Here is a 25,013-nt window from a genome sequence, read left to right on the forward strand (position 1 = left end):
CCTGCTTTGTGGCTACCCCTCGCCTGGTAAAACAGTTTACACTGTGTGTCTTCGCCCTAAAGGGCCGTTAAATACCGATATGAAGTTAGCTGAGTCAGGAGATGCGGATGTTAAAGCGTGATATGAATATTGCTGATTACGATGCCGAATTGTGGCAGGCGATGGAGCAGGAAAAAGTGCGTCAGGAAGAGCATATTGAGCTGATTGCTTCCGAAAACTACACCAGCCCGCGCGTCATGCAGGCGCAGGGATCTCAGCTGACCAACAAATATGCCGAAGGTTATCCAGGCAAACGCTACTACGGCGGCTGCGAATACGTTGATATCGTTGAGCAGCTGGCTATCGATCGCGCTAAAGCGCTGTTCGGGGCCGACTACGCCAACGTGCAGCCTCACTCCGGTTCTCAGGCCAACTTTGCGGTCTACACCGCACTGCTTCAGCCGGGCGATACCATTCTGGGTATGAACCTGGCGCATGGCGGCCACCTGACGCACGGCTCGCCGGTTAACCTTTCCGGTAAGCTGTATAACGTGGTGCCGTACGGCATCGATGAAACCGGTAAAATTGACTACGACGATCTGGCCGCCCAGGCGCAGAAGCATAAGCCAAAAATGATTATTGGGGGCTTCTCAGCCTATTCCGGTATTTGCGACTGGGCAAAAATGCGCGAAATCGCTGACAGCATCGGTGCCTGGCTATTCGTAGATATGGCGCACGTGGCAGGCCTGATTGCGGCCGACGTCTACCCGAACCCGGTGCCCCATGCCCATATCGTAACCACCACGACCCACAAAACCCTGGCAGGGCCGCGCGGTGGTCTGATCCTGGCGAAGGGCGGTGACGAAGATCTGTATAAAAAGCTGAATTCCGCCGTCTTCCCTGGTGGCCAGGGTGGCCCGCTGATGCACGTGATTGCCGGTAAAGCGGTCGCGCTGAAAGAAGCGATGGAGCCGGAATTTAAGGTCTATCAGCAGCAGGTCGCAAAAAATGCTAAAGCGATGGTCGAGGTGTTCCTGGCGCGCGGTTATAACGTGGTTTCAGGCGGTACCCATAATCACCTGTTCCTGCTGGACCTGGTGGATAAAAACCTGACGGGTAAAGAAGCGGATGCCGCGCTGGGTCGTGCAAATATCACCGTTAACAAAAACAGCGTGCCTAACGATCCGAAAAGCCCGTTTGTCACTTCCGGTATCCGTATCGGTTCCCCTGCGATTACCCGTCGGGGATTCAAAGAGGCGGAAGTGCGCGAGCTGGCCGGCTGGATCAGCGATATCCTTGATAACATCAGTGACGAAGGCACTATTGAGCGCGTGAAGAAACAGGTTCTGGCGCTCTGTGCGCGTTTCCCCGTGTATGCCTGATACGCTCCGCGCACCTGAAATGTGATAACAACGGGACAAATTGTCCCGTTGTTTGATCTTAAGTCTCGCCTCTGACAGAGTAGCGCGCACATCGTCGGAGGGAAAATGACCATTCGTTCTGCTTACTGGCTTGGCCTGGGATACTTCACCTACTTTTTTGCCTGGGGCGTCTGGCTGCCTTTTTGGGCCGTCTGGCTGAAAGGTGCTGGCCTGACGGCTGAGAAAATCGGCCTGCTGCTCGGCTGCGGCATGATTGCCCGCTTTCTCGGCAGCCTGCTGATTGCCTCTCGCGTAACTCACCCCTCGCAGCTTATCACCGTACTCCGCCTGCTGGCACTGCTGTCGCTGCTCTTTGTCCTCAGCTTCTGGGTGAGCGCCTTCTGGGTATGGCTACTGCTGGTGATGATTGCCTTTAATCTGTTTTTCTCGCCGCTGGTGCCCCTTAGCGATGCGCTGGCATCGACCTGGCTCAGCCAGATTGGCATGGCCTATGGGCCAGTCAGACTTTGGGGATCGCTGGCATTCGTGATCAGTTCCGCGCTCACGGGCGTGCTGGTGAATGTATTCTCTTATCAGGCGGTGCTGGCGATGCTCTGTCTTGGCGTGGCGGCCATGTTCGCCGGTATGCTTATGCGCCCCTCCGTTATGCCGCAGGGTGACACGAAGCAGAGTGTGCGGACAGGCTGGCCGGAGTGGCAGCGCCTGCTTAAGGAGAACGCGGTGTGGCGCTTTCTGCTCTGCGTAACGTTAATGCAGGGCGCACATGCGGCCTACTACGGTTTTAGCGCCATTTACTGGCAGGACGCGGGCTACTCCGCCAGCGTGGTCGGTTATCTCTGGTCGCTGGGCGTCGTTGCTGAGATCGTCATCTTCGCCTTCAGCCACCGGCTGTTTCGCCGCTGGAGTGCCAGCCAGCTCCTGCTGCTGTCGGGCGTCTGCGCCCTTATCCGCTGGAGCCTGCTGGGTGCGACGACGGTGCTTCCGTGGCTGATTGTGGCGCAACTCCTGCACTGCGGCAGCTTTACCGTTTGCCATCTTGCGGCCATGCGATTTATCGCGGCGCGGCAGGGGGCCGAGGTTATCCGTCTGCAATCCATTTACTCTGCCCTGGCGATGGGCGGCGGTATCGCCGTTATGACCATGGTCTGCGGAGTGCTGTATCAGCCGCTCCACGGAGGAATTTTTTGGGTGATGGCGGCGCTGGTGGTGCCCGCGCTGTTGCTGCGGCCAGGGGGTTCCTGAACGGCCAGGCGTTTCAGGCGCGTGACGTCAGCGGCCAGGCCCGGGCCTGACATTTACGACTCCAGCAGCTGGCGAATTCGCTGCTGCTGGTGCGGCTGTAAAGGCAGCTCGGCGTGGATCAGCGGCGGCGAGTAGAGCGGCAGCGGGGTGGCGTAGGGCGTTACCACCAGCGAAATCCCCTTTGGCGCGCTGCTGCGCTGATATTCGCCGACCTCAAGATATTTAATGTTCAGGGGCATCAGCGTCAGCTCTCTCAGCTGTTGCTCAATCTGCTGTTCGAGCGCCGGGTTACCGTCGGTCAGCAGCAGCACCTGTTTTTCCTGTAAAACGCTCTCCTGCATTAGCCACGCGCCGAAGATGACGGTAATCAACCCCACCTCTTCGGGCGAAAAGGTCAGACAGTAGCGTTGTTCAAAACCCGCCAGCGCCTTTTGCGTGGTGCGAAGCAGTTTGGGGTAGAGGCGTCCCACCTCTTCCGTCAGGGTATTATCAATGCCAATGCCGAACAGGCACCGCTCCATCGCCTGCGCCAGGTGCGTATACAGCTGATTGCAAATCCCCTCCTTATTACTGAATCGCATGCCGGAAAACGACTGAAAGCGCACAATTAACTCTTTTACCGCATGCAGTAAGGCCCGCTCGTGTTCATGCTGCGCCTCGTCGACCGAGGGAATGTGCATCTGACTGAACAACAGCGCAAACAGCAGCACGTCACCGGGTTCCGATATCAGCCCGCTGTCCTGCCACCACTGCGACATCATTTCATCGGCGACCTGGTGCTCAATGCGCGCGGTAAGCCATACGCGCTGGGAAGGGGTAAACGGCGTGCAGCAGCGATTGCACAGAATATGCTGCATAAAAAGTCGGAGAAACTGGCCGTCGCGCTCGGAGAACTCGCGTGAAAGCTTAAGTGCGCACTGGGTTAACAGCTGATGTAGCTTTATCTCATCATACAGGGAGGGGGCTATCGGGCTGGACTGTAGCTGGAGCCTGATCGCCGGCGCAAAATGATGCTTAATGAACGTTGGCGATAGCCGCAGCGCACGGCGTAGCCAGTAGACCAGGCAGAGCCGCCGATCCAGCGCTTCCCCCTCTACCCGATAGAGGCCAGCCGGGCAGCAGGTAAGCTTCAGCCGGTGATAACGCTGGATTGCTGAGGCAACTTCAATAAGATCCTGTTGGGTGACGGAAGGATTGACGCCGTTAAGCTGGCTCAGGGTTTCAAGGCTGGTGGATGAGGCAGAAAGAAATAACGTCAAAAGGAGGTGGCAGTGACGCTGCGAGGTGGAGAGGGCAGAATTCTCAACGGGGGGTGAACTCATTGTCTGCGGTCCCGGTAAATGTAACCTTCTAAGAATAGACTCTTCGCTACCGGCTGCTGGATCCAGCCGCCGATTTATTCAAAGCTTTTAGCCGGGTCACAAATTTTGTTGATGAAGGATGAGGAATTTTCAATTGTTATTTTATAACATATGCAAAAGGCTGTTGCTGTGCGCCATGCTGCTGGCAACAGCCACGCATGCGCTGGCGCACCCCCACAGTTTTATTAGCATGCAGGTTACGCTGGTGCATAAAAATAACCTGCTTACCGGGTTAAAAATGCACTGGGTGATGGATGAAATGACCTCTGCGGACCTGCTTTATGATGCGGGCGACGCGAACCCCGACAGCGTGGTGTGGAAAAAACTGGCGGCAGAGGTCATGGCAAACGTGCTGGGGCAGCACTATTTCAGCGAGTTCTGGCATGAGGGCAAAGCGGTGAAGTTTGAAAACCTGCCCCCGGCGTATCACCTCTCCCGTCAGGGGCCAAAGGCGGTACTCGAGTTTGTACTGCCGCTGGCCGAACCGCAGCCGCTGACGGGCCAGCGCTACCTGTTCTCGACCTTTGATCCGACCTATTTTGTGGATATGACTTACGATTCTGAACAATCCCTGCACGTGCCCGCTGAGCTGGAAAAACAGTGCAAAATGACGCTAAAGACCCCGAAACCCAACGCTGCGCTGCAGGCCCTGGCGCTGTCGCTGGATAAAGCTGATGCGCCGCGCGCAGATGATGATCTGGGTCGGCAGTTTGCCCAGTCGGTGACGCTGATATGCCGTTAAAATCACCTCTGCCACGATCCCTGCGTGGGGGATCATCAGCCTGGCCGCCCCTGCTGCTGATTTTGGCTTTTACCGGCATAGCGCTGGTCGTCTGGCAGCACTGGTCGCAGATTTTGTTGCAAAGCATTCAGTGGCAGAAAATGCTTCATCTGCAGATGACCACGCTGTTGCAACAGGTCGCCAGCCATCCCCGACAGGCGGGCCTGTCGCTGATGGGCTTTAGTCTGGCTTATGGCGTACTGCACGCGCTGGGGCCGGGACATGGCAAAGTGGTGATCGCCGCGTTTCTCGCCACCCATCCGACCAGGGTTAAAACCAGCCTTAAGCTCACGCTGGCGGCATCGCTGGCACAGGGATGTGTGGCAATTATGCTGGTAACCGTGCTGCTGGGCGCATTGAAACTCTCCTCGCGCCAGCTGCATATCAGCAGCTACTGGCTGGAAAAGGGGAGTTATCTGCTGGTGATGGGGCTGGGCCTGTGGCTCTGCTGGCGGGCAGCAGCAGCCCTCTGGCAGGCGCGGCGGGGCAGGCCCTTATACCGCCGGATGATGCCAGCCGGAGATCATCCGGCTGGCATCCTGCCTGCGGGTCAGCACACGCTTATGCAGCGGACTGCTGCCACCCGGTCCGGGCAACAGACAATCTCCCCCTCCCACCCGGTCAGGTGCGGCTGTGGGCATCTACACGTACCGGATGCCGCCCAGCTTGAAAAGGCGGTCAGCCTGAAAACTCAGACGATGGTGGTACTGTCGATGGGGCTTCGCCCCTGTTCGGGCGCCATTATGATGCTGCTGTTTTCTAAGGTTACGGGCGTCTATCTGTGGGGGATACTCTCTGCGCTGACGATGGCGGCAGGAACGGCGTTTACGGTGTCTGCGATGGCGCTGCTGGTGCAGACTTCGCGCGCGCTGGCGGTTAAGCTCAGCCGCAAAGGCGCTCCGGCGGGGTGGAAAAGAGCAGGACGTCCGGTATTGTCGCTGGCTGGCGGCATGCTGCTGGTATTGATGGGCGGTGTGCTGTGGCTGAGCGCTCAGCCGGTAATGTCTGGCGGCATTCGGCCGATGTTTCTGCACTGAGGCAGGCATCGACAGACGACCTGACTTATGGAAAAGCAGGGGCCGGGTCGGGCAAGCGATCCCGATGCCCGGCCCCTTTATCCCGCCTGGCGGGGTGGCCTCACTGGCTTAGCGCTTAAGCGCTTCGCTCAGTTCGTCACGCATATTAGCCAGCATCGCTTTCACCACGCGAGGATTACCCGCAACGATGTTGCCGGAGGTCAGATAACCGTGTGCGCCAACAAAGTCAGTCACCAGGCCGCCCGCCTCACGTACCAGCAGCTCACCTGCCGCGAAATCCCATGGCTTCAGGCCAATTTCAAAGAAACCGTCTACGCGGCCCGCAGCCACGTAGGCCAGATCCAGCGCGGCAGAACCGGTACGACGGAAATCAGCACACTGGGAAAACAGCTTGCCAAGGATATTGATGTAAGGGGTGGCATGCTGCTTATGCTTAAACGGGAAGCCGGTTGCCAGAATGGTGCCATCCAGATCGCGAGCGGTGCTGCCGCGCAGACGGTAACCGTTTAGCTGCGTGCCCTGACCGCGCACCGCGCTGAACAGCTCATTGCGCATCGGATCGTAAACCACGGCCACTTCAGTACGGCCTTTGATGCGCACGGCGACAGAGACGGAAAAGTGAGGGAGACGCTTAATGAAGTTGGTGGTGCCATCCAGTGGATCGATAACCCATTGCACATCCTTGTCTTCACCGGCTAATTCACCACACTCTTCAGAAATGATGGTGTGTTGCGGATAAGACTTGCGGATCACCTCGATAATCAGGCGCTCGGCGTCGCGATCAACATTGGTAACGAAGTCGTTGCTGCCTTTCTGGCTGGTTTCAACGGCGTCTGGAGTTTCGTAGTTCTTGGCAATTAAATTACCGGCCTTGCGCGCAGCGCGCACGGCGATGTTGAGCATCGGATGCATCGGTCTCTCTCACTGGATGTTAAAGAACGGGAAAACGGCGCGGATTATAGCAGGGAGATCGTAAGAAGTCCTGAAAATATGCTAGTATCCCCAAATTATCTCACAGACCAGAACTCCTAATGCTGCAAAATATCCGAATCGTGCTGGTGGAAACCTCTCACACCGGTAACATGGGATCCGTCGCTCGCGCGATGAAAACCATGGGCCTGACCAACCTCTATCTGGTTAATCCGCTGGTAAAACCCGACTCGCAGGCCATTGCGCTGGCCGCCGGCGCCAGTGACGTCATTGGCGAAGCGAAGATTGTTGATACGCTGGATGACGCGCTGGCGGGCTGTAGCCTGGTGGTTGGCACCAGCGCCCGCTCCCGTTCGCTGCCGTGGCCGATGCTCGACCCGCGTGAATGTGGTATCAAAAGCGTTGAGGAGGGGCAGCAGGCTCCGGTTGCGCTGGTATTTGGCCGCGAACGCGTGGGCCTGACCAATGATGAACTGCAAAAGTGCCACTATCACGTTGCCATTGCCGCCAATCCTGAATACAGCTCGCTTAATCTGGCGATGGCGGTGCAGATCGTCGCTTATGAAGTGCGCATGGCCTGGCTCCAGCAGCAGGAGACGCCGAAGCCTGAGTATGAGGGATCCCCCTATCCGCTGGTGGACGATCTCGAACGTTTCTATCAGCATATGGAGCAGATGATGGTCAGAAGCGGCTTTATCCGTGAAGGTAATCCTGGCCAGGTGATGAGCAAGCTGCGCCGTCTCTATACCCGGGCGCGCCCGGAGCGTGACGAGCTGAATATCCTGCGCGGCATGCTCTCTTCGGTGGAGAAGCCTAAGGGCGAAAAGTAAATATCGGCTGACGGCGAAAAGCGAGTAATAGTTGAGTAAATTACCTGGTTAAATAGTTGAGTATTTTACTCGGTTAAATAGTTGACCAAATCACTCGGGAATGGCAGACTTGCGAACATCATTTTGTTAAACCCCACTCGGGGACAACTGAGGTCGTTTACGCCATGAGACTGACATCCAAAGGCCGCTATGCCGTTACCGCTATGCTTGATGTTGCGCTGCACTCTCACGAGGGGCCGGTGCCACTCGCGGATATTTCAGAGCGTCAGGGCATCTCCCTCTCTTATCTGGAGCAGCTGTTCTCTCGCCTGCGTAAAAATGGCCTGGTTGCCAGCGTTCGCGGGCCGGGTGGTGGATATCTGCTGGGTAAAGCCTCCGATGCCATCGCCGTTGGTGCGGTGATCACCGCCGTTGACGAATCAGTAGATGCCACCAAGTGTCAGGGCAAAGAGGGCTGTCAGGGTGGTCAACGCTGTCTGACCCACGTACTGTGGCGCGATCTGAGTGAGCGCATTAGTGACTTCCTGAACAATATTACGCTGGCTGAACTGGTCAATAATCAGGATATCCTTGAGGTAGCCGACCGCCAGAACACCACTGAAAAAAATCGTGTGCCTGCCGGGCGCACGCATGAAACCATTAACGTCAACCTGCGTGCCTGACGGTTGCTAAAGCTCCCTGCTGATTCCCGACTCCCTTTCGTGAACTCAGCAGGGACCTGTCGCCACACTGTCAGCTACCCGACAGGTTGTGAGCGATACGGAGCCGAACGTCATGAAATTACCGATTTATCTGGACTATGCCGCCACCACGCCTGCCGATCCGCGCGTGGCAGAGAAGATGATGCAGTTTCTCACCCTGGACGGAACCTTCGGTAATGCGGCCTCCCGCTCCCATCGCTACGGCTGGCAGGCGGAAGAAGCCGTTGACGTAGCCCGAAATCAGGTTGCCGATCTGATTGGCGCCGACCCGCGTGAAATTGTTTTTACCTCTGGTGCGACCGAATCTGACAACCTCGCCATCAAAGGTGCTGCTCATTTTCATCAGGAGAAAGGGCGGCATATCGTTACCTGCCAGACTGAACACAAAGCCGTGCTGGATGCCTGCTTGCAGCTTGAGCGCGAAGGCTTCGAGATAACCTGGCTTGCCCCTCAGCGCAGCGGTCAGATCGATCTCGCCTCACTTCAAAACGCCCTGCGTGAAGACACCATTCTGGTCTCGATCATGCACGTCAACAACGAAACCGGCGTCATTCAGAACATTGCCGCCATTGGCGAACTTTGCCGCGCGCGCGATATCCTCTTTCACGTTGACGCCACGCAGAGCGTGGGGAAACTCCCCATCGACCTTAGCCAGCTCCCGGTCGATCTGATGTCATTCTCCGCGCATAAACTCTATGGCCCCAAAGGGATCGGCGGGCTTTACGTGCGTCGTCAGCCCCGAATTCGTCTGGAAGCACAGATCCACGGTGGCGGTCACGAACGCGGCATGCGTTCCGGCACGCTTCCGGTGCATCAGATTGTTGGTATGGGTGAAGCCTACGGTATTGCTAAAGAAGAGATGACGACTGAAATGGCACGCATTGGCCGGCTGCGCTCGCGCCTGTGGCGGGGCATCAGCGACATTGACGGCGCGTACGTGAATGGCGATGCAGAAGGCGGCGTGCCCACTATTCTGAACGTCAGTTTCAGTAATGTTGACGGCGAGTCGCTGATAATGGCGTTGAAGGATCTCGCGCTCTCCTCCGGCTCTGCCTGTACCTCTGCCAGCCTGGAGCCTTCCTACGTGCTGCGGGCGCTGGGGCTGTCGGAGGCGCTGGCGCACAGCTCGCTGCGTTTCTCGCTGGGACGTTACACCACCGAAGAAGAAATTGACTATGCCGTTCAGCTGATCCAGCGGACTATTCGTCGCCTGCGTGAGCTCGCCATGCGCTGAGGCTATGCTTTTATGCCATTGACGGGCCGGGTAAAACTGGCCCGTTTTGCGTTTAATTGCGCTTTGGGTTAGACGAAAGCAAATAAAGGGTTATTGTAGTGACCGACGCATTCAAGACCAAATACGATGAACAGCTCAAAAGGAGCCATGCGATGACAACAACACCAATGAAAATAACACTGTCAACGACAGCGGCAGATCCACGCTGGGGAGAAAAGGCAACATTGACCAGCAACGACAGTGGTATGACTATTCATCTAAATGGCGGCGATCCCCTGACCACTATCCAGCGCGCGGCGAGAAAAATTGATGCGCAGGGGATCCGGCACGTCAGCCTTAGCGGCGACTGGGATCTGGAGAAAAGCTGGGCGTTCTGGCAGGGCTATCGCGGCCCCAAAGGCGAACGTAACGTCGAATGGGCCGATCTGAATGACAGCGATCGTGCTGAATTTGATAACCGCCTTAAGATTATTGACTGGGTACGCAATACCATTAACCTGCCGGCTGAAGATCTCAGCCCTGAGCAGCTGACCCAGCGCGCCGTCGATCTGCTGTCCGGTGTGGCAGGCGAAAACATGAGCTATCGCATCACCAAAGGTGACGATCTGCGCCAACAGGGATATTCCGGGCTGCATACCGTGGGCCGGGGATCTACCCGCGCGCCTGCGCTGCTGGTGCTGGATTATAATCCGGGCGGGGATGAAAATGCGCCCGTGTTTGCCTGCCTGGTCGGTAAAGGTATCACCTTCGATACCGGTGGATACAGCCTGAAGCCCAGTGGATCCATGGATTCGATGAAATCGGATATGGGCGGGGCCGCGACCCTGACCGGCGCACTGGCGCTGGCTATTGTTCGCGGGCTGAAGAAGCGCGTTAAGCTCTATCTCTGCTGCGCGGATAATATGGTCAGCGGCAACGCGCTGCGGTTGGGCGATATAATTCGTTATCGCAACGGTAAATCCGTAGAAGTGATGAACACCGATGCGGAAGGTCGGCTGGTGCTGGCCGATGGTTTGATTGATGCCAGCCAGCAGGATCCGGAACTGCTGATTGATGCTGCCACCCTGACCGGCGCGGCGAAAACGGCGCTGGGTAATGATTATCATGCCCTCTTCAGCTTCGACGACGCGCTGGCTCAGTCGCTGCTCAGCAGCGCCGCAGATGAAAATGAGCCTTTCTGGCGTCTGCCGCTGGCGGAGTTTCATCGTGGCTACCTGCCCTCTAACTTTGCCGATCTGAACAATATCGCGGCTCCATCCCATACGGCTGGAGCCAGTTCGGCGGCGGCGTTTCTTTCTCACTTTGTGAGCCGCTATCAGCAGGGCTGGCTGCATATCGACTGTTCTGCCACCTACCGTAAGGGAGCGGTGGATCAGTGGTCCGCAGGTGCGACCGGCCTGGGCGTTCGCGCGGTGGCTAACCTGCTGCTGAAATAATCTTTTGGTAATGCCTGATGGTCCTGGGTGAGTAAATCTTCCAGGGACGGGCATATAGCCCCGCAGGGCAGGCGGCGTCCTGCCCGTTAACGTTTAGTGAATCAGAGCCATGAATGAAACCAACCCGCGCCTCGAAGAGGTGCTGAAACTGGCGGCCAACGAACCGGCGCACCGACCCGAATTTTTCACCCTACTGCTGGACGCCAGCGTCTGGGTGCCGGGCGAGAGCCCGATACAGGGAGAAGGCGATGCGGCTCCGGCCGTAGAGATACAGCACTGGGAAAAAGACGACGGCAGCAGCATTATTCCTTTTTTTACCTCCCTCACCGCCATGCAGCAGGCGGTCAGCGGCGAGCAGCCTTTTTTAGTGATCCCGGTGCGCGCGTTATTTGAAATGACGCTGGGCGAAACGCTGTTTCTTAACCCGAAGCTGCCGACCGGCAAGGCGTTCTCACCGCGTGAAATTGCCAGCCTGCTGGGTGAGAGTGGTAATGTGCTGGGTGAGCAAACGGTCATTGAGGGCGGTACATCCCTGCTGCTCTCTGAACATGCTGCGCCGCCTGCACAGATGATCGCCTCTCTGACCCAGCTGTTTGCAAAGCATAAACAGGTGCGTCACGCCTGGGTTGCCTTAATAAAAGAGTCAGCAGACGCCTCCACTAACCTGCTTATTGGTATTGAGGCTGACAGCGACATTGAAAATATCATTCAGGCGGCCGGTAGCGTTGCTACGGATACATTAACGGATGATGAGCCGGTAGATATTTGTCAGGTTATCGAAAATGAAAAAGGCATCAGCCATTTTTTCATTGCACATATTACCCCGTTTTATCAGCGGAAATGGGGGAGCTTCCTCCGCGACTTTAAATTACCGCATTAATCTGACGCCGCTAATATTAACGCTGCCCCCATGGCTCGCCCACATCAGCCGGCTGATCGGCAGCGCGATTAGCCGATGGTGGGCCAAAACCTCAGTCACCCTCTTAATGCGGTTTACTGCATAGCCGCGCCGGATACTGCTGCACGATGTTGCGCTTCAGGGTAGCGTTATTCTGGATTTTTTTACAAGCTAAAATATTAAAAAAAACAAAGCGAGTAAAGTAATGGATCGCTATTGTAGGGGACATATATATTAGTTGCGCCTCTGTCATAACGGTCGCTATCTGAAATAAGTAAGCCGATTAGCACTAATTACCATCTGCTTTAATTTCCTTCATTCTCATGAATTGGCTATTTTCCTACATCTTATGACGTTATCTAAACTGAGACGGAGAAATAGAATGAGTAGCTATAATTTGATTGATAAAACCGATACCCGATTTGAAACTTTAAAGAAGGGTTTCAATTTACGCTGGCCCGATCAGGGCTATGGGGCGGATTATATTTATGTATGCAATAACAGTGAAGATGTCCTCTCCGCGGCTAATGCCGCTCTGGCGCGCAATCAGCGGATTACGGTGCGCAGTGGAGGTCACTGCTATGAAGGCTTTGTCAGCAACAAACTGGCGGCAGATGGGACGACCCCCCTGGCGATAATCGATCTCAGCCTGCTGGTAGGAATGGATTTCAGTGAACATGCTGATATCAGCTCACCCTGGGATATCAGCGCAAAATACAAGTTCCGTGCGGCCAGTGGTAATCAAAACTGGGATGGCACCGTCAATTTATACAAACTGGCAAACCGCTGTATTCCCGGCGGCTCCTGCTACTCCGTCGGCGCTGGCGGTCATATCAGCGGGGGTGGATATGGGCTGCTCTCCCGTTTGCATGGCCTTACGGTCGACTGGCTGTCGGGCGTGGATATACTGGTGCCGGCGGCTGATGGTAAATCGCTGCTGGCAAAGCACGTCAGCCTGAAAAGTACCGGAAGCGATCGCGATCTTTTTATCGCCTGTCGCGGCGCGGGAGGGGGGAACTTCGGAATTATTCTTAACTACTATTTTGCCGAGCTGCCGGCTGCGCCCGAACAGGTTTATCTGCTGTCGCTGGCCTGGCCATGGAGTACGTTCAAAGACAAAGCGCACCTTGGCCAGTTCCTGAATAGCTACTGGCAGTGGTTTAACACCCATGATTCAGAATGGAACAGCCAGGATATCACTAAGGCTAATGGTGGACTCTTCTCTTTACTGAAACTCCAGCACCGCTCCACCGGCGACATTCATCTGCTTATTCAGTACACGGGCAATAATGGCCGGGTGGATGGCAGCGGGCAGGAAAAGCCCTTCACTGACTTTGTGGACACCATGACCATGGCGGCTGGCGTTGTGCCGGACGTTGTTGAGACGGGCATGACGTACGGCGTGGTAAACGCTCAGGCTGAAAGCAAAAGAAAGTTCAAGGACGCCGTCAGTGATGCGCGGCTAATCGACTGGCTTTATGCCACCCAAACGCTCAATGGATCAGGGGATAATCAGCGTGGAAAATATAAATCTGACCAGCAGATTGGTAATTTTGGCCCTACCGAGATCACCACATTGTGGGAAGGGCTGAACGGCGCAGACGATCCCCTCCTTAATCAGGCGCTGGTGCAGATCGACTCCTACGGCGGCTGTATTAATATCAATGATGAAACCACCAATCCGACCTCGGTATATCAGCGCAGCTCATTGTTAAAGACGCAGTTCCAGGTGTACTGGACCGATAAAGCGAACGATCAATACTGCATAAACTGGATGCAGAAGCTTTATTCCGCCTGTTTTGCTGACCAGGGCGGAAAACCTTACGGCGATGATGGCCGCTATCAGGGCTGTTACATCAACTACCCGGACACGGACATGAAATATACCGCCGCCGACCATGCGAAAGTTGATCCGAAATGGTTAACACTTTATTACGGGGACAAAGCCGAAAGTCTGGTGAAAACCAAACAGGCCGTGGATCCTGATAATCTCTTCCGCCACGAGATGTCCATTCCCCTGGCGTTACCGGGCAAATAATGCAGTAAAGTCCAGGCTGGCAAGGAAGCGGCCAAACTGTTCTACAGGCGAGTCGCATGCTGATTATGGCATGCGGCTCGCTGACAACATTCGCGAACAACGCTTGCTAATATTATTTGCTGGTGGCACCGGTTAAACCACCGCTGATAAATGTCATGGCCATCTGGACGGGCACCTTTGCCATAGCCCGGCATGAATGGCGCGATGCTTAGCCGAGGGTAACCGGCAAATCACTTCGGCTTCCCCATTCTCCCCAGGAACCATCGTACAGTCGGACATTGTCCACACCCAGGCTGTTCAGCGCGAGGATCAGCACCACGGCGGTCACGCCCGAGCCACAGCTGGCCACCACGGGCTGAGTCAGACTGACACCCTGCTGCTGGAAAATCGCTTTAAGCGCCGTCGCGGACTTGAGTTCGCCGTTTTCCACCAGATCGTTCCACGGCACGTTCATGCTGCCAGGAATGCGTCCACGCAGCAAGCCGGGGCGCGGTTCATCCACTTCACCCCGAAATCGGTTTCCCGCCCGCGCATCAACGATCTGTGCGCTCTGCTCATGGCTGATCAGTAGCACGTCCGTTAAACGCACCATGGCATCGTCGTCAAAGATGGCCTCGAATTCGGCCTCAGGCAAATGCACCTCGCCGCTTTGCAGTGGCAGATTGGCTTGTTCCCATTTCTGTAATCCCCCGGCAAGAATTGACACCTGGCTCACGCCAGCCTGTTGCAGCATCCACCAGGCGCGCGGGGCAGAGAACAAGTTACCCTCATCGTAGACCACCAGATGTTTGTCGCTGCTAATGCCCAGTTCGCGCATGGCGACGGCAAAGCTTTCTGCACGGGGCATCATATGCGGATAAGGGCTTAGCGGGTCCGATAGCGCTTCAATATTGAAGAACGGGGCGTCAGGCAGATGTTTCGCCAGATACTCAGCCTGAATATCGCGTAGCTTCTCCAGGCCCGGGGGCAGCAAACGGGCATCAATGATCTGTACAGCATCATCAGAGAGGTGTTCTGCCAGCCAGGCAGCGGTAACAAAAAATGAGCGATTCATAGCGGCCTCGCTTAAGGTGATGAGAACAGTGAGTGTCAACGATCCTGGCAGGCATCACAAGATGTTATCCATCACCCTTCGCGTTGGTCCGCAGCGATCCCACTCCAGACTGAAACCGTTGAGAAATTGTGGGAATCAGGATCGCATTTTTTTAATAATATGTTGAATCTCCGATAGGCAACGCGAACGATGCCCCCTATAATCGGCGCCATTTTCCAGACCGGGGAACCTTTTCGCCGGCTACACTCGACATCAAACAGGGGTCCATATGACTATTGAACGTACTTTTTCCATCGTAAAGCCGAACGCGGTGGCAAAAAACGTGATTGGTGCCATCTTTAACCGTTTTGAAAGCGCTGGCTTCAAAATCGTTGGTAGCAAAATGCTGCACCTGAGCAAAGAGCAGGCTGAAGGCTTCTACGCTGAGCACCAGGGCAAACCTTTCTTCGACGGCCTGGTTGAATTCATGACCTCTGGCCCGGTAGTGGTTTCCGTGCTGGAAGGCGAAAACGCCGTACAGCGTCACCGCGATCTGATGGGCGCCACCAACCCGGCTAACGCGCTGGCAGGTACGCTGCGTGCGGATTACGCCGACAGCTTCACCGAGAATGCGACCCACGGTTCAGATTCTGCTGAATCTGCCGCGCGCGAAATCGCTTATTTCTTTGGCGAAAACGAAGTGTGCCCGCGTACCCGCTAATCTATAGCGCAGACTGAGGGCAGGGCGTTTACAATTTATTTTGGCCACGTCCTTTGACCTTAAGTCGCTCGCGAGTAGAATAATGCGCCCCTGCTGAGAGTCTGCTCAGCAGGGGCGTTTCATTTGTATCCATTGGTCTGCGGTCGGGACGCATACGCCGCTAAGCGTCAGGCGCGCCACTACATTGCGCCCACCCGCACCGAATGGGTATATACTTTCATTCCCCAGCGCCACAACGTGTAACAACGAGGCCGAGAGAATTATGTCTGAACATATTGTGAGTCCGTCGTCCGACGTCCCCGTCGCCGCCAAAAAAGAAAAAATTAACCTGCTGGATCTCAATCGCCAGCAAATGCGCGAATTCTTCGCCAGCCTGGGTGAGAAACCCTTTCGCGCCGATCAGGTGATGAAGTGGATGTATCACTACTGCTGTGATGATTTCGATGAGATGACCGACATCAACAAGGTTTTTCGCGGCAAGCTGAAAGAGGTTGCTGAGATCCGTGCCCCTGAAGTGGCAGAAGAGCAGCGCTCATCGGATGGCACCATCAAGTGGGCGATTACCGTGGGGGGGCAGCAGGTCGAAACTGTCTACATCCCGGAAAAAGATCGCGCCACGCTTTGCGTATCTTCTCAGGTTGGCTGTGCGCTCGAGTGTAAATTCTGCTCGACGGCTCAGCAGGGCTTTAACCGCAACCTTCGCGTATCTGAAATAATCGGTCAGGTCTGGCGCGCGGCAAAAATTATCGGGGCTTCGAAAGTGACCGGCCAGCGTCCCATTACTAACGTGGTAATGATGGGGATGGGCGAACCCTTGCTCAACCTGAATAACGTTGTACCGGCCATGGAAATTATGCTGGATGATTTCGGCTTCGGCTTGTCAAAACGCCGCGTCACGCTCTCCACGTCCGGCGTGGTACCTGCGCTGGACAAGCTGGGTGATATGATCGACGTGGCGCTGGCCATTTCGCTGCACGCCCCGAATGACACAATCCGTGACGAAATTGTGCCGATCAACAAAAAGTACAATATCGAGACTTTTTTAGGGGCGGTTAGCCGCTATATCGCGAAATCAAATGCTAATCAGGGCCGCGTGACCATTGAATATGTCATGCTCGATCAGGTTAACGACAGCACCGATAACGCGCATGAGCTGGCCGCACTGCTCAAGAATACGCCGTGTAAAATCAACCTTATTCCCTGGAACCCCTTCCCGGGCGCACCCTATGGCCGCAGCTCCAACAGTCGTATCGATCGCTTCTCTAAGGTACTGATGGAGTACGGTTTTACCACGATCGTGCGTAAAACCCGTGGGGATGATATCGATGCCGCCTGTGGTCAGCTTGCTGGCGAGGTGATTGACCGCACGAAGCGAACGCTGCGTAAAAAAATGGCGGGAGAGGCCATTTCTGTGAAAGCGCTCTGAAACCCGACGCTTCATCGACGGGGCGGCTGTTGGACCTGAGGGGATTGGCGTAGGATAGTGCGCTGAACCTCAGGGAGGCCGGGATGAGTAAAGGATTACTGGTATGGCTGATTGCCATACTCCTGGCGGGTTGTAGCCCCGCTATGCCGCGCAGCGAACGGGCGCAAACCCGACTACAGTTAGGGCTTGAATATCTGGCGCAGGGCGATCTGAACGCCGCACAGCGCAACCTCCGCCTGGCGGAGGCGCTGGCACCGGGGGACTATCGCACCCAGCTGGCGCTGGCTCGCTACCAGCAGCGGGAAGGAGACGATGAAGCCGCGACGAACTTTTATCGTTCGGCCATTGCTCTGGCCCCAGAAAACCGTGATGTAATCAATAATTACGGTGCGTTTCTCTGTCGTTTAGGGCAGTATGATGCGGCTCAACGACAGTTCAGCAGGGCCGCTGAATTAGCGACAAATGGCGGGCGCGCAGATGCATTAGAGAATGCCGGTTACTGCTATCTCCTTGCGGGAGAGCAGAATAAGGCTGATGCCGCGCTCACCCATGCGACAAAGCATCGTCCGGATAAAGGCCTGGCTTTGCTGGCAGAAGCCGAAAGGCGATTTGGAAAGAGGGAGCTGGCTTCATCCCGGCTCCTGTTAGATGTTTATCAACGCAACTTTACTGCTTCGGCGGAAAGTCTGTGGTTAGAGATTCGCTTCGCCGCGCTGGCGCAGCATCCGGAGGGCGTCAGGCTCGCCGGGGAGCAGCTGGCGCGAAATTTTCCACAATCGATACAGCACCTGCATTTTTTAGCTAATGAATACTGAAGCCAGTCAAGACAAAACAGCAGTAAATTCAACAGGCGAGCGCCTTCGTGTGGCCCGTGAAGAGATGGGACTTACTCAGCAGAATGTTGCTGAGCGACTCTGCCTGAAACTTTCCACCGTTCGGGACATAGAAGAGGACAAATCGCCCGCCAATCTGGCGTCGACCTTCCTGCGTGGTTACATTCGTTCTTATGCACGCCTGGTGCATGTACCGGAGGAAGAGCTGCTGCCGATGATGGCCAAACAGGCCCCCGTCCGCGCGGCGAAAGTGGAACCGATGCAAAGCTTCTCGTTAGGAAAGCGGCGAAAAAAACGCGACGGCTGGCTGATGACCTTTACCTGGCTGGTGTTATTTGTCGTGGTCGGTTTAACGGGCGCCTGGTGGTGGCAAAACCATAAGGCCGCGCAGGACGATCTGGTGTCAATGGCCGATCAGAATGCCTCCTCTGGCAGCGAAAACGGTCAGTCCATTCCCCTGACGGATAACAGTGCAGACGGCTCGCAGACGGCCGCCAGCGCACCAGCGCAGAATGAGCCAGTCCAGCCTGCTGAAACTGCGCCTAAGGCGGAACCTGCCGCCACACCGGCTACGACGGCCCCGGCTGAAAGTGCGCCTGTGACGCAGCAGCCTGCTGCTGCGTCATCCGCGCAGCAAGCCGGTAATACCGCAGCGGTGAGCACCAGCGGTCAGATGCCCGTTGCCGCAGCCAGCGTGGAGCCTTCCGCGGCCGACCGTAATGCGCTTGTCCTGAACTTTCTTAAGGACTGCTGGCTGGAAGTGACCGATGCATCAGGGAAAAAACTGTTCAGCGGCATGCAGCGCAGCGGTGGTAAACTTAGCCTTAACGGCACTGCCCCTTATCGCCTGAAAATTGGCGCACCGAGCGCAGTCCAGATTCATTATCAGGGACAGCCGGTCGATTTGAGTCGTTTCATCCGTACCAACCAGGTTGCTCGCCTGACGGTGGGTGCGCAATAACGCATCCTTCCGGCCGCGAGTGATTGTGGAGAGAAAACATGCATAACGAAGCACCCATCATCCGTCGCAAATCTACGCGTATTTACGTCGGCAAGGTGCCAGTGGGCGACGGTGCACCTATTGCCGTGCAGTCCATGACCAATACCCGTACCACCGACGTGGCGGCAACGGTCGGCCAAATTAAAGCGCTTGAGCGTGTCGGGGTCGATATCGTTCGCGTCTCTGTGCCGACCATGGAGGCCGCAGAGGCCTTCCGTTTGATCAAGCAGCAGGTTAACGTCCCGCTGGTTGCCGATATCCATTTTGATTACCGTATTGCCCTCAAGGTTGCTGAGTACGGCGTTGACTGCCTGCGCATCAATCCGGGCAACATTGGTAACGAAGAGCGTATCCGCCAGGTGGTGGACTGCGCCCGCTATAACAACATTCCAATTCGCATTGGCGTGAACGCCGGGTCGCTTGAAAAGGACCTGCAGGAAAAGTATGGCGAACCGACGCCTCAGGCGCTGCTTGAGTCCGCCATGCGTCACGTCGATCACCTTGATCGTCTTAATTTCGATCAGTTTAAAGTCAGCGTTAAAGCCTCAGACGTGTTTCTCGCCGTAGAATCCTATCGTCTGTTGGCTAAGCAGATCGATCAGCCCCTGCACCTTGGCATCACGGAAGCGGGCGGCGCACGGGCGGGATCGGTGAAATCCGCAATCGGCCTTGGTCTGCTTCTCTCCGAGGGGATTGGTGACACGCTGCGTATTTCGCTGGCGGCCGACCCGGTGGAAGAGGTTAAGGTTGGATTTGATATCCTGAAATCCCTGCGTATTCGCGCCAGGGGCATCAACTTTATTGCCTGCCCGACCTGCTCGCGTCAGGAGTTTGACGTGATTGGCACGGTTAACGCGCTGGAGCAGCGTCTGGAAGACATCATTACGCCGATGGACATATCGATCATTGGCTGCGTGGTGAACGGGCCTGGTGAGGCGCTGGTTTCCACCCTTGGTGTGACAGGCAGCAATAAGAAAAGCGGCTTTTATGAGGACGGCGTTCGTCTTCGTGAGCGTCTGGACAATGACGATATGATCGATCAGCTGGAAGCACGTATTCGTGCAAAAGCGGCAATGTTGGACGCGTCTCGTCGAATCGACGTCCAGCAGGTTGAAAAATAATCTGACGGCTGGCGGGTGAGTTACGACTTACCCGCCGGAACTGAACCGGGCGACGTCATTTCGCCAGGGACTCCAGCTAAAGGGTGAGAGAAAAGTAGTGGCAAAAAATATCCAGGCCATTCGCGGCATGAATGATTACCTGCCTGCGGATACCGTTGTATGGCAGCGTATTGAACAGATCCTGAAGCAGGTGCTGTCGAGCTATGGCTACAGCGAAATCCGCCTGCCGATTGTAGAGCAGACCCCGTTATTCAAACGCGCTATCGGTGAAGTGACCGACGTGGTTGAAAAAGAGATGTATACCTTCGATGACCGCAACGGTGAAAGCCTGACGCTGCGTCCGGAAGGCACTGCGGGCTGCGTGCGCGCCGGCATCGAACACGGTCTGCTGTACAATCAGGAACAGCGTCTGTGGTATATCGGCCCGATGTTCCGCTATGAGCGCCCACAGAAGGGCCGCTACCGTCAGTTTTATCAAATCGGGGCTGAAGTCTTTGGTCTCCAGGGCCCGGATATTGATGCCGAACTGATTATGATGACCGCGCGCTGGTGGAAAGCGTTAGGCATTGCCGATCACGTTCGTCTGGAGCTGAACTCCATCGGTTCTCTTGAGGCGCGGGCAAATTATCGCGATGCGCTGGTGGCTTTCCTCGAGCAGCATAAAGAGGTGCTGGACGAAGACTGCAAACGTCGTATGTACAGTAATCCGCTCCGCGTGCTGGACAGCAAAAATCCCGAGGTGCAGACGCTGCTTAACGACGCACCTGAGCTGGGTGACTATCTGGATGATGAATCACGTGAGCACTTTGAAGGGATGCGTAATCTGCTGGATGCGGCTGGCATTGCCTATACCGTTAATCAGCGGCTGGTGCGCGGCCTTGATTACTATAATCGCACCGTCTTTGAATGGGTCACCAGCAGCCTTGGCGCACAGGGCACAGTATGTGCGGGTGGGCGCTATGATGGCCTGGTCGACCAGCTTGGCGGCCGGTCAACGCCAGCCGTAGGCTTTGCGATGGGGCTGGAGCGTCTGGTACTGTTAGTTCAGGCGGTTAATCCTGAATTTGAACCGACGCGCATTGTCGATGTCTATGTTATCGCTTCGGGCCAGGGCGTGCAGTCTGCCGCTATGCAGCTGGCCGAGCAGCTGCGTGATGCCGACCCGTCACTTAAGCTGATGACTAACTTTGGCGGCGGCAATTTCAAGAAGCAGTTTGCCCGTGCCGACAAGTGGGGCGCGCGCGTCGCGCTGGTGCTGGGTGAAGACGAAGTTGCTAACGGTCAGGTCGTTATTAAAGATTTGCGCAACGGCGAGCAGCAAACGCTGGCGCAGCGTGATGCTGCAGCAACGCTCGCGGTAATGTTGAAATAAGCAGGATCGCGATTAAAAGGAGAAAGTTTGCGTGGAAGTATATAGCAACGAAAACGAACAGATCGACGCGGTAAAACAGTTCTTTGCCCAGAATGGTAAGGCGCTGGTTATCGGGGTGATTATTGGCATTGGTGCCCTGGCAGGCTGGCGCTACTGGAGCAGCCATGAAGATGGCGGCAGCCGTCAGGCCTCGGCGTCTTATCAGCAGGTTTCGACCGCGCTTGATGCCAGCAAGCCTGCGACGCTGGATGCGGCGGCGAAGTTTGCCCGCGAAAACAGCAATACCTATGGTGCGCTGGCCTCGCTGGACCTGGCTAAGCGCTACGTGGATGCGAATCAGCTGGATAAAGCCGCCGAACAGCTGCAGGTCGGGCTGAAAGATACCAACGATGCCAACCTTCAGGCGGTAATGAACATGCGCCTGGCGCGTATTCAGCTGCAACAGAAGAAGCCGGATGAGGTGTTAAAAACCCTCGACAGCGTGAAGGGTGATGGCTGGACAGCGATTGTCGCCGACGTACGCGGTGAAGCTCTGCTGAGTAAAGGTGATACCCACGGCGCGCGCGATGCCTGGAGTAAAGGCATTGCCTCTGATGCGTCACCGGCGCTGAAAGAGATGCTGCAAATGAAGATGAATAATCTGCCGGGCTAACGTCCGGCGGTTTAAATTGCCTCAAACAGGCTCAAGAGGGATTTCATGGAATTGCGTAAGATACTTCTGCCGGGACTGATCTCAGTCACCTTACTTAGCGGATGTTCATGGTTTAGCGGCGAAGAAGACGTGGTCAAAATGTCGCCGCTGCCAAAAGTAGAAAATCAGTTTACCCCGGAAAAAGTCTGGAGCACGTCGGTCGGTGACGGCGTGGGAGATTTCTATTCCAACCTGCATCCGGCCTGGGCAGACAGTACCGTTTATGCGGCCGATCGCTTCGGTATCGTCAAAGCGATAAACGCGGGTGACGGCAAAGAGCAGTGGAAAGTCGATCTGTCAGAAAAAACCGGCTTTTTCTCTAAAAATCATTCGGCGTTGCTCTCCGGCGGCGTAACCGTCGACGGTGGACACGTCTACGTGGGCAGCGAGCGCGCGCAGGTTTATGCGCTTAACAGCAGCGACGGCTCTATTGCCTGGCAGGCAAAAGCGGCTGGTGAAGTTCTCTCGCGTCCGGTGGTCAGCGATGGCCTGGTACTGATCCACACCAGCAACGGTATGTTGCAGGGTCTGGACCAGACCAACGGCGCGGTGAAATGGACGGTCAACCTTGACGTGCCAGCCCTCTCGCTGCGCGGTGAGTCAGCACCCGCTACCGCCTTCGGTGCGGCTATTGTGGGCGGTGACAACGGACGCGTCAGCGCGGTGATGATGAATCAGGGCCAGATTATCTGGCAGCAGCGTATTTCCCAGCCGACGGGCGCAACGGAAATCGACCGCCTGTCCGACGTGGATACCACGCCAATTGTCCTGAACGGCGTGGTATATGCGCTGGCCTATAATGGCAATCTCAGCGCGCTGGATCTCCGCTCCGGCCAGATCCTCTGGAAGCGTGAAATTGGCTCTGTACACGATATGATCGTTGATGCGGGCCGTATCTATCTGGTTGATCAGGATGACCGCGTGATGGCACTGAGCACGGAAGGGGGCGTAACGGTCTGGCGTCAGAGCGATCTGCTGCACCGTAACCTGACCTCGCCGGTGCTCTACAACGGTTATATTGTGGTTGGCGACAGCGAAGGCTATCTGCACTGGATCAACACTGACGATGGTCGTTTCGTTGCCCAGCAGAAAGTCGACAGCTCCGGCTTCCAGACCGAGCCAGTTGTAGCCAGCGACAAGCTGTTAATTCAGGCGAAGGGCGGCGAAGTTTACGCGTTTACCCGCTGATACCTTCTTAGAGCGTCACTCTGTAACGGCTCCTGATTCTTCAGGGGCCGTTTCGTTTTTCTCTGGGCGTGTTATTCTTGACGCCGTCAGCCTGAGCCCTTGCGGCAGCAACCTTTGTTTGTCGTATAGAATAAGGTGTATGTCAGGCGCTTAATTTTTGTAATGAGGCTTCAATATGGTACCTGTGGTCGCGCTGGTCGGGCGTCCCAATGTGGGAAAATCCACCCTGTTTAACCGTCTCACGCACACGCGAGATGCGCTGGTGGCGGATTTTCCTGGCCTTACGCGTGACCGCAAATACGGTCGTGCGGAGGTCGAAGGGCGGGAATATATTTGCATTGATACCGGCGGTATTGATGGCAACGAAGAGGGCGTGGAAACGCGCATGGCTGAGCAGTCCCTGTTGGCGATTGAGGAAGCTGACGTGGTGCTGTTTATGGTCGATGCCCGCGCCGGTCTGATGCCTGCCGATCAGGGCATTGCCCAGCATCTGCGCTCGCGTCAGAAACCCACCTTTCTGGTGGCCAATAAAACCGACGGTATGGATCCTGATTCTGCCGTGGTTGACTTCTATGCGCTGGGTCTGGGTGAAATTTACCCTATCGCTGCCTCCCATGGACGCGGCGTAACCAGCCTGCTGGAGATGGTTCTCCTGCCATGGATGGAAGAAGTGGTGCCGCAGGCGCCGCTGACCGAGGAAGAAGAGAACGCAGCCTATTGGGCGGCGCTGGAAGCAGAAGAGAGCGAAGAGGCGCAGGAAGAGGCTGAGGATGACTTTAACCCTCTCGACCTGCCGATCAAGCTGGCCATTGTCGGTCGTCCTAACGTCGGTAAATCGACGCTGACGAACCGTATCCTCGGCGAGGAACGCGTCGTGGTTTACGATATGCCCGGCACCACGCGTGACAGTATCTATATTCCCATGGAGCGTGATGGTCGTGAATATATTCTGATCGACACCGCAGGGGTGCGTAAGCGCGGAAAAATTACCGATACCGTTGAGAAATTTTCGGTTATCAAAACGCTTAAAGCCATTGAGGATGCCAACGTCGTCATGTTGGTCATTGATGCCCGCGAAGGTATCTCCGATCAGGATTTGTCGCTGCTGGGCTTTATTCTTAACAGCGGCCGCTCACTGGTGATTGTGGTTAACAAATGGGATGGCATGACGCAGGAAGCGCGTGATGAAGTTAAGGATGTTCTGGACCTGCGTCTGGGCTTTATCGACTTCGCCCGCGTGCATTTTATCTCTGCGCTGCACGGCAGCGGAGTAGGTAACCTGTTTGAATCCGTTACCGAAGCCTATGACTGTTCAACCCGACGTGTTAATACGTCAATGCTGACCCGCATTATGAATATGGCCGCTGATGACCATCAGCCGCCGCTGGTTCAGGGTCGCCGCGTAAAACTGAAATACGCCCACGCTGGTGGCTATAATCCGCCGATTGTGGTGATCCACGGTAACCAGGTCAAAGATCTGCCGGATTCATATAAACGCTATCTGATGAACTATTTCCGGCGCTCGCTGGAGGTGATGGGTACGCCTATCCGTATCCAGTTTAAAGAGGGTGATAACCCGTTTGCAGGCAAACGCAATCTGTTGACGCCAAACCAGCAGCGTAAGCGTAAACGTCTGATGAGTCACCTGAAAAAGAACAAACGTTAAACCATAAAGGGGCCAGATGGCCCCTTTATTTTTAAGTTAATAGTGAATTAATTGAGCACCAACTTTTCCAAATCGTTCAAAGTGCATCCGTCAGACAGGGCGGAATATCCCTA

General features: G+C 55.7%; 22 protein-coding genes. 19 read left to right on the forward strand and 3 right to left on the reverse strand.

The features are described 5' to 3' along the window. Positions 1-107: 107 nt before the first annotated feature. Together glyA and ACLRGG_RS02875 are read left to right on the forward strand one after the other, a co-directional pair. Entirely contained in the window at positions 108-1,361 is a 1,254-nt protein-coding gene (gene glyA / locus ACLRGG_RS02870) for a serine hydroxymethyltransferase (RefSeq protein ID WP_416248334.1), read from the forward strand. A 105-nt stretch (positions 1,362-1,466) separates the two neighbouring features. Further along, positions 1,467-2,603, forward strand: coding sequence for a 3-phenylpropionate MFS transporter (locus tag ACLRGG_RS02875; RefSeq protein ID WP_416248335.1), 1,137 nt, complete (start codon positions 1,467-1,469; stop codon positions 2,601-2,603). A 53-nt stretch (positions 2,604-2,656) separates the two neighbouring features. Here the strand turns inward: ACLRGG_RS02875 and csiE are convergent, their stop codons facing one another. Further along, positions 2,657-3,925 (reverse strand): stationary phase inducible protein CsiE, encoded by a 1,269-nt coding sequence (csiE, locus tag ACLRGG_RS02880; protein ID WP_416248336.1) that lies wholly within the window; start codon positions 3,923-3,925, stop codon positions 2,657-2,659. Between the two features lie 133 nt (positions 3,926-4,058). Here csiE and ACLRGG_RS02885 point away from each other — a divergent pair, with 133 nt between their 5' ends. Together ACLRGG_RS02885 and ACLRGG_RS02890 are read left to right on the forward strand one after the other, a co-directional pair. Beyond that, positions 4,059-4,706 (forward strand): DUF1007 family protein, encoded by a 648-nt coding sequence (locus tag ACLRGG_RS02885; protein ID WP_416248337.1) that lies wholly within the window; start codon positions 4,059-4,061, stop codon positions 4,704-4,706. Beyond that, the gene (locus ACLRGG_RS02890; RefSeq protein ID WP_416248338.1) at positions 4,697-5,782 is read left to right on the forward strand and encodes a nickel/cobalt transporter; all 1,086 of its coding nucleotides are present in this window, start codon (positions 4,697-4,699) and stop codon (positions 5,780-5,782) included. The genes ACLRGG_RS02885 and ACLRGG_RS02890 overlap by 10 nt, the downstream gene beginning before the upstream one ends. Positions 5,783-5,890: 108 nt before the next feature. On the opposite strand, the gene suhB is transcribed toward ACLRGG_RS02890, so the two are convergent. Beyond that, the gene (gene suhB / locus ACLRGG_RS02895; RefSeq protein WP_416248339.1) at positions 5,891-6,694 is read right to left on the reverse strand and encodes an inositol-1-monophosphatase; all 804 of its coding nucleotides are present in this window, start codon (positions 6,692-6,694) and stop codon (positions 5,891-5,893) included. A gap of 119 nt (positions 6,695-6,813) precedes the next feature. Here suhB and trmJ point away from each other — a divergent pair, with 119 nt between their 5' ends. The 6 genes from trmJ to ACLRGG_RS02925 all read left to right on the forward strand — a co-directional run bounded on the left by trmJ (position 6,814) and on the right by ACLRGG_RS02925 (position 13,849). Then, entirely contained in the window at positions 6,814-7,542 is a 729-nt protein-coding gene (trmJ, locus tag ACLRGG_RS02900) for a tRNA (cytosine(32)/uridine(32)-2'-O)-methyltransferase TrmJ (protein WP_416248340.1), read from the forward strand. A 164-nt stretch (positions 7,543-7,706) separates the two neighbouring features. Beyond that, a complete protein-coding gene (gene iscR, locus ACLRGG_RS02905) occupies positions 7,707-8,204 on the forward strand; it encodes a Fe-S cluster assembly transcriptional regulator IscR (protein ID WP_067707973.1) in 498 nt (165 codons plus the stop codon). A gap of 112 nt (positions 8,205-8,316) precedes the next feature. After that, positions 8,317-9,477 (forward strand): IscS subfamily cysteine desulfurase, encoded by a 1,161-nt coding sequence (locus tag ACLRGG_RS02910; protein WP_416248341.1) that lies wholly within the window; start codon positions 8,317-8,319, stop codon positions 9,475-9,477. Between the two features lie 152 nt (positions 9,478-9,629). Further along, a complete protein-coding gene (gene pepB / locus ACLRGG_RS02915) occupies positions 9,630-10,913 on the forward strand; it encodes an aminopeptidase PepB (protein ID WP_416248342.1) in 1,284 nt (427 codons plus the stop codon). A 109-nt stretch (positions 10,914-11,022) separates the two neighbouring features. Then, complete coding sequence (gene sseB / locus ACLRGG_RS02920) at positions 11,023-11,793, forward strand: enhanced serine sensitivity protein SseB (RefSeq protein WP_416248343.1); 771 nt, start codon at positions 11,023-11,025, stop codon at positions 11,791-11,793. A gap of 400 nt (positions 11,794-12,193) precedes the next feature. After that, positions 12,194-13,849, forward strand: a complete 1,656-nt coding sequence (locus tag ACLRGG_RS02925; RefSeq protein WP_416248344.1) for an FAD-binding oxidoreductase — start codon at positions 12,194-12,196, stop codon at positions 13,847-13,849. A 208-nt stretch (positions 13,850-14,057) separates the two neighbouring features. Here the strand turns inward: ACLRGG_RS02925 and sseA are convergent, their stop codons facing one another. Next, entirely contained in the window at positions 14,058-14,903 is an 846-nt protein-coding gene (sseA, locus tag ACLRGG_RS02930) for a 3-mercaptopyruvate sulfurtransferase (RefSeq protein ID WP_416248345.1), read from the reverse strand. A gap of 268 nt (positions 14,904-15,171) precedes the next feature. Here sseA and ndk point away from each other — a divergent pair, with 268 nt between their 5' ends. The 9 genes from ndk (at position 15,172) to der (ending at position 24,900) form a co-directional block, all read left to right on the forward strand. After that, on the forward strand, positions 15,172-15,603 hold the full coding sequence (gene ndk, locus ACLRGG_RS02935; protein WP_048915172.1) for a nucleoside-diphosphate kinase: 432 nt from the start codon (positions 15,172-15,174) through the stop codon (positions 15,601-15,603). Positions 15,604-15,865: 262 nt separating this feature from the next. After that, the gene (gene rlmN / locus ACLRGG_RS02940; protein WP_416248346.1) at positions 15,866-17,029 is read left to right on the forward strand and encodes a dual-specificity RNA methyltransferase RlmN; all 1,164 of its coding nucleotides are present in this window, start codon (positions 15,866-15,868) and stop codon (positions 17,027-17,029) included. An 83-nt stretch (positions 17,030-17,112) separates the two neighbouring features. Beyond that, positions 17,113-17,844 carry a type IV pilus biogenesis/stability protein PilW gene (gene pilW, locus ACLRGG_RS02945; protein WP_416248347.1) on the forward strand — a complete coding sequence of 244 codons (732 nt, stop codon included), beginning with the start codon at positions 17,113-17,115 and terminating at the stop codon, positions 17,842-17,844. Next, positions 17,834-18,823, forward strand: a complete 990-nt coding sequence (gene rodZ, locus ACLRGG_RS02950; RefSeq protein ID WP_416248348.1) for a cytoskeleton protein RodZ — start codon at positions 17,834-17,836, stop codon at positions 18,821-18,823. Before pilW ends, rodZ begins: the two co-directional genes overlap by 11 nt. A 38-nt stretch (positions 18,824-18,861) precedes the next feature. Beyond that, positions 18,862-19,983 (forward strand): flavodoxin-dependent (E)-4-hydroxy-3-methylbut-2-enyl-diphosphate synthase, encoded by a 1,122-nt coding sequence (ispG, locus tag ACLRGG_RS02955; protein ID WP_416248349.1) that lies wholly within the window; start codon positions 18,862-18,864, stop codon positions 19,981-19,983. Positions 19,984-20,080: 97 nt separating this feature from the next. Next, positions 20,081-21,355, forward strand: coding sequence for a histidine--tRNA ligase (gene hisS, locus ACLRGG_RS02960; protein ID WP_416248350.1), 1,275 nt, complete (start codon positions 20,081-20,083; stop codon positions 21,353-21,355). A gap of 31 nt (positions 21,356-21,386) precedes the next feature. Beyond that, positions 21,387-22,007: a YfgM family protein gene (locus ACLRGG_RS02965; RefSeq protein ID WP_416248351.1), complete on the forward strand. Its 621-nt coding sequence runs from the start codon at positions 21,387-21,389 to the stop codon at positions 22,005-22,007. 45 nt (positions 22,008-22,052) lie between these two features. Beyond that, complete coding sequence (gene bamB / locus ACLRGG_RS02970) at positions 22,053-23,234, forward strand: outer membrane protein assembly factor BamB (RefSeq protein WP_416248352.1); 1,182 nt, start codon at positions 22,053-22,055, stop codon at positions 23,232-23,234. Between the two features lie 175 nt (positions 23,235-23,409). After that, positions 23,410-24,900 carry a ribosome biogenesis GTPase Der gene (gene der / locus ACLRGG_RS02975; protein WP_416248353.1) on the forward strand — a complete coding sequence of 497 codons (1,491 nt, stop codon included), beginning with the start codon at positions 23,410-23,412 and terminating at the stop codon, positions 24,898-24,900. Positions 24,901-25,013: the final 113 nt, after the last annotated feature.

Source organism: Erwinia sp. PPS120 (assembly GCF_047918655.1).
Classification (GTDB): domain Bacteria; phylum Pseudomonadota; class Gammaproteobacteria; order Enterobacterales; family Enterobacteriaceae; genus Erwinia; species Erwinia tasmaniensis_A.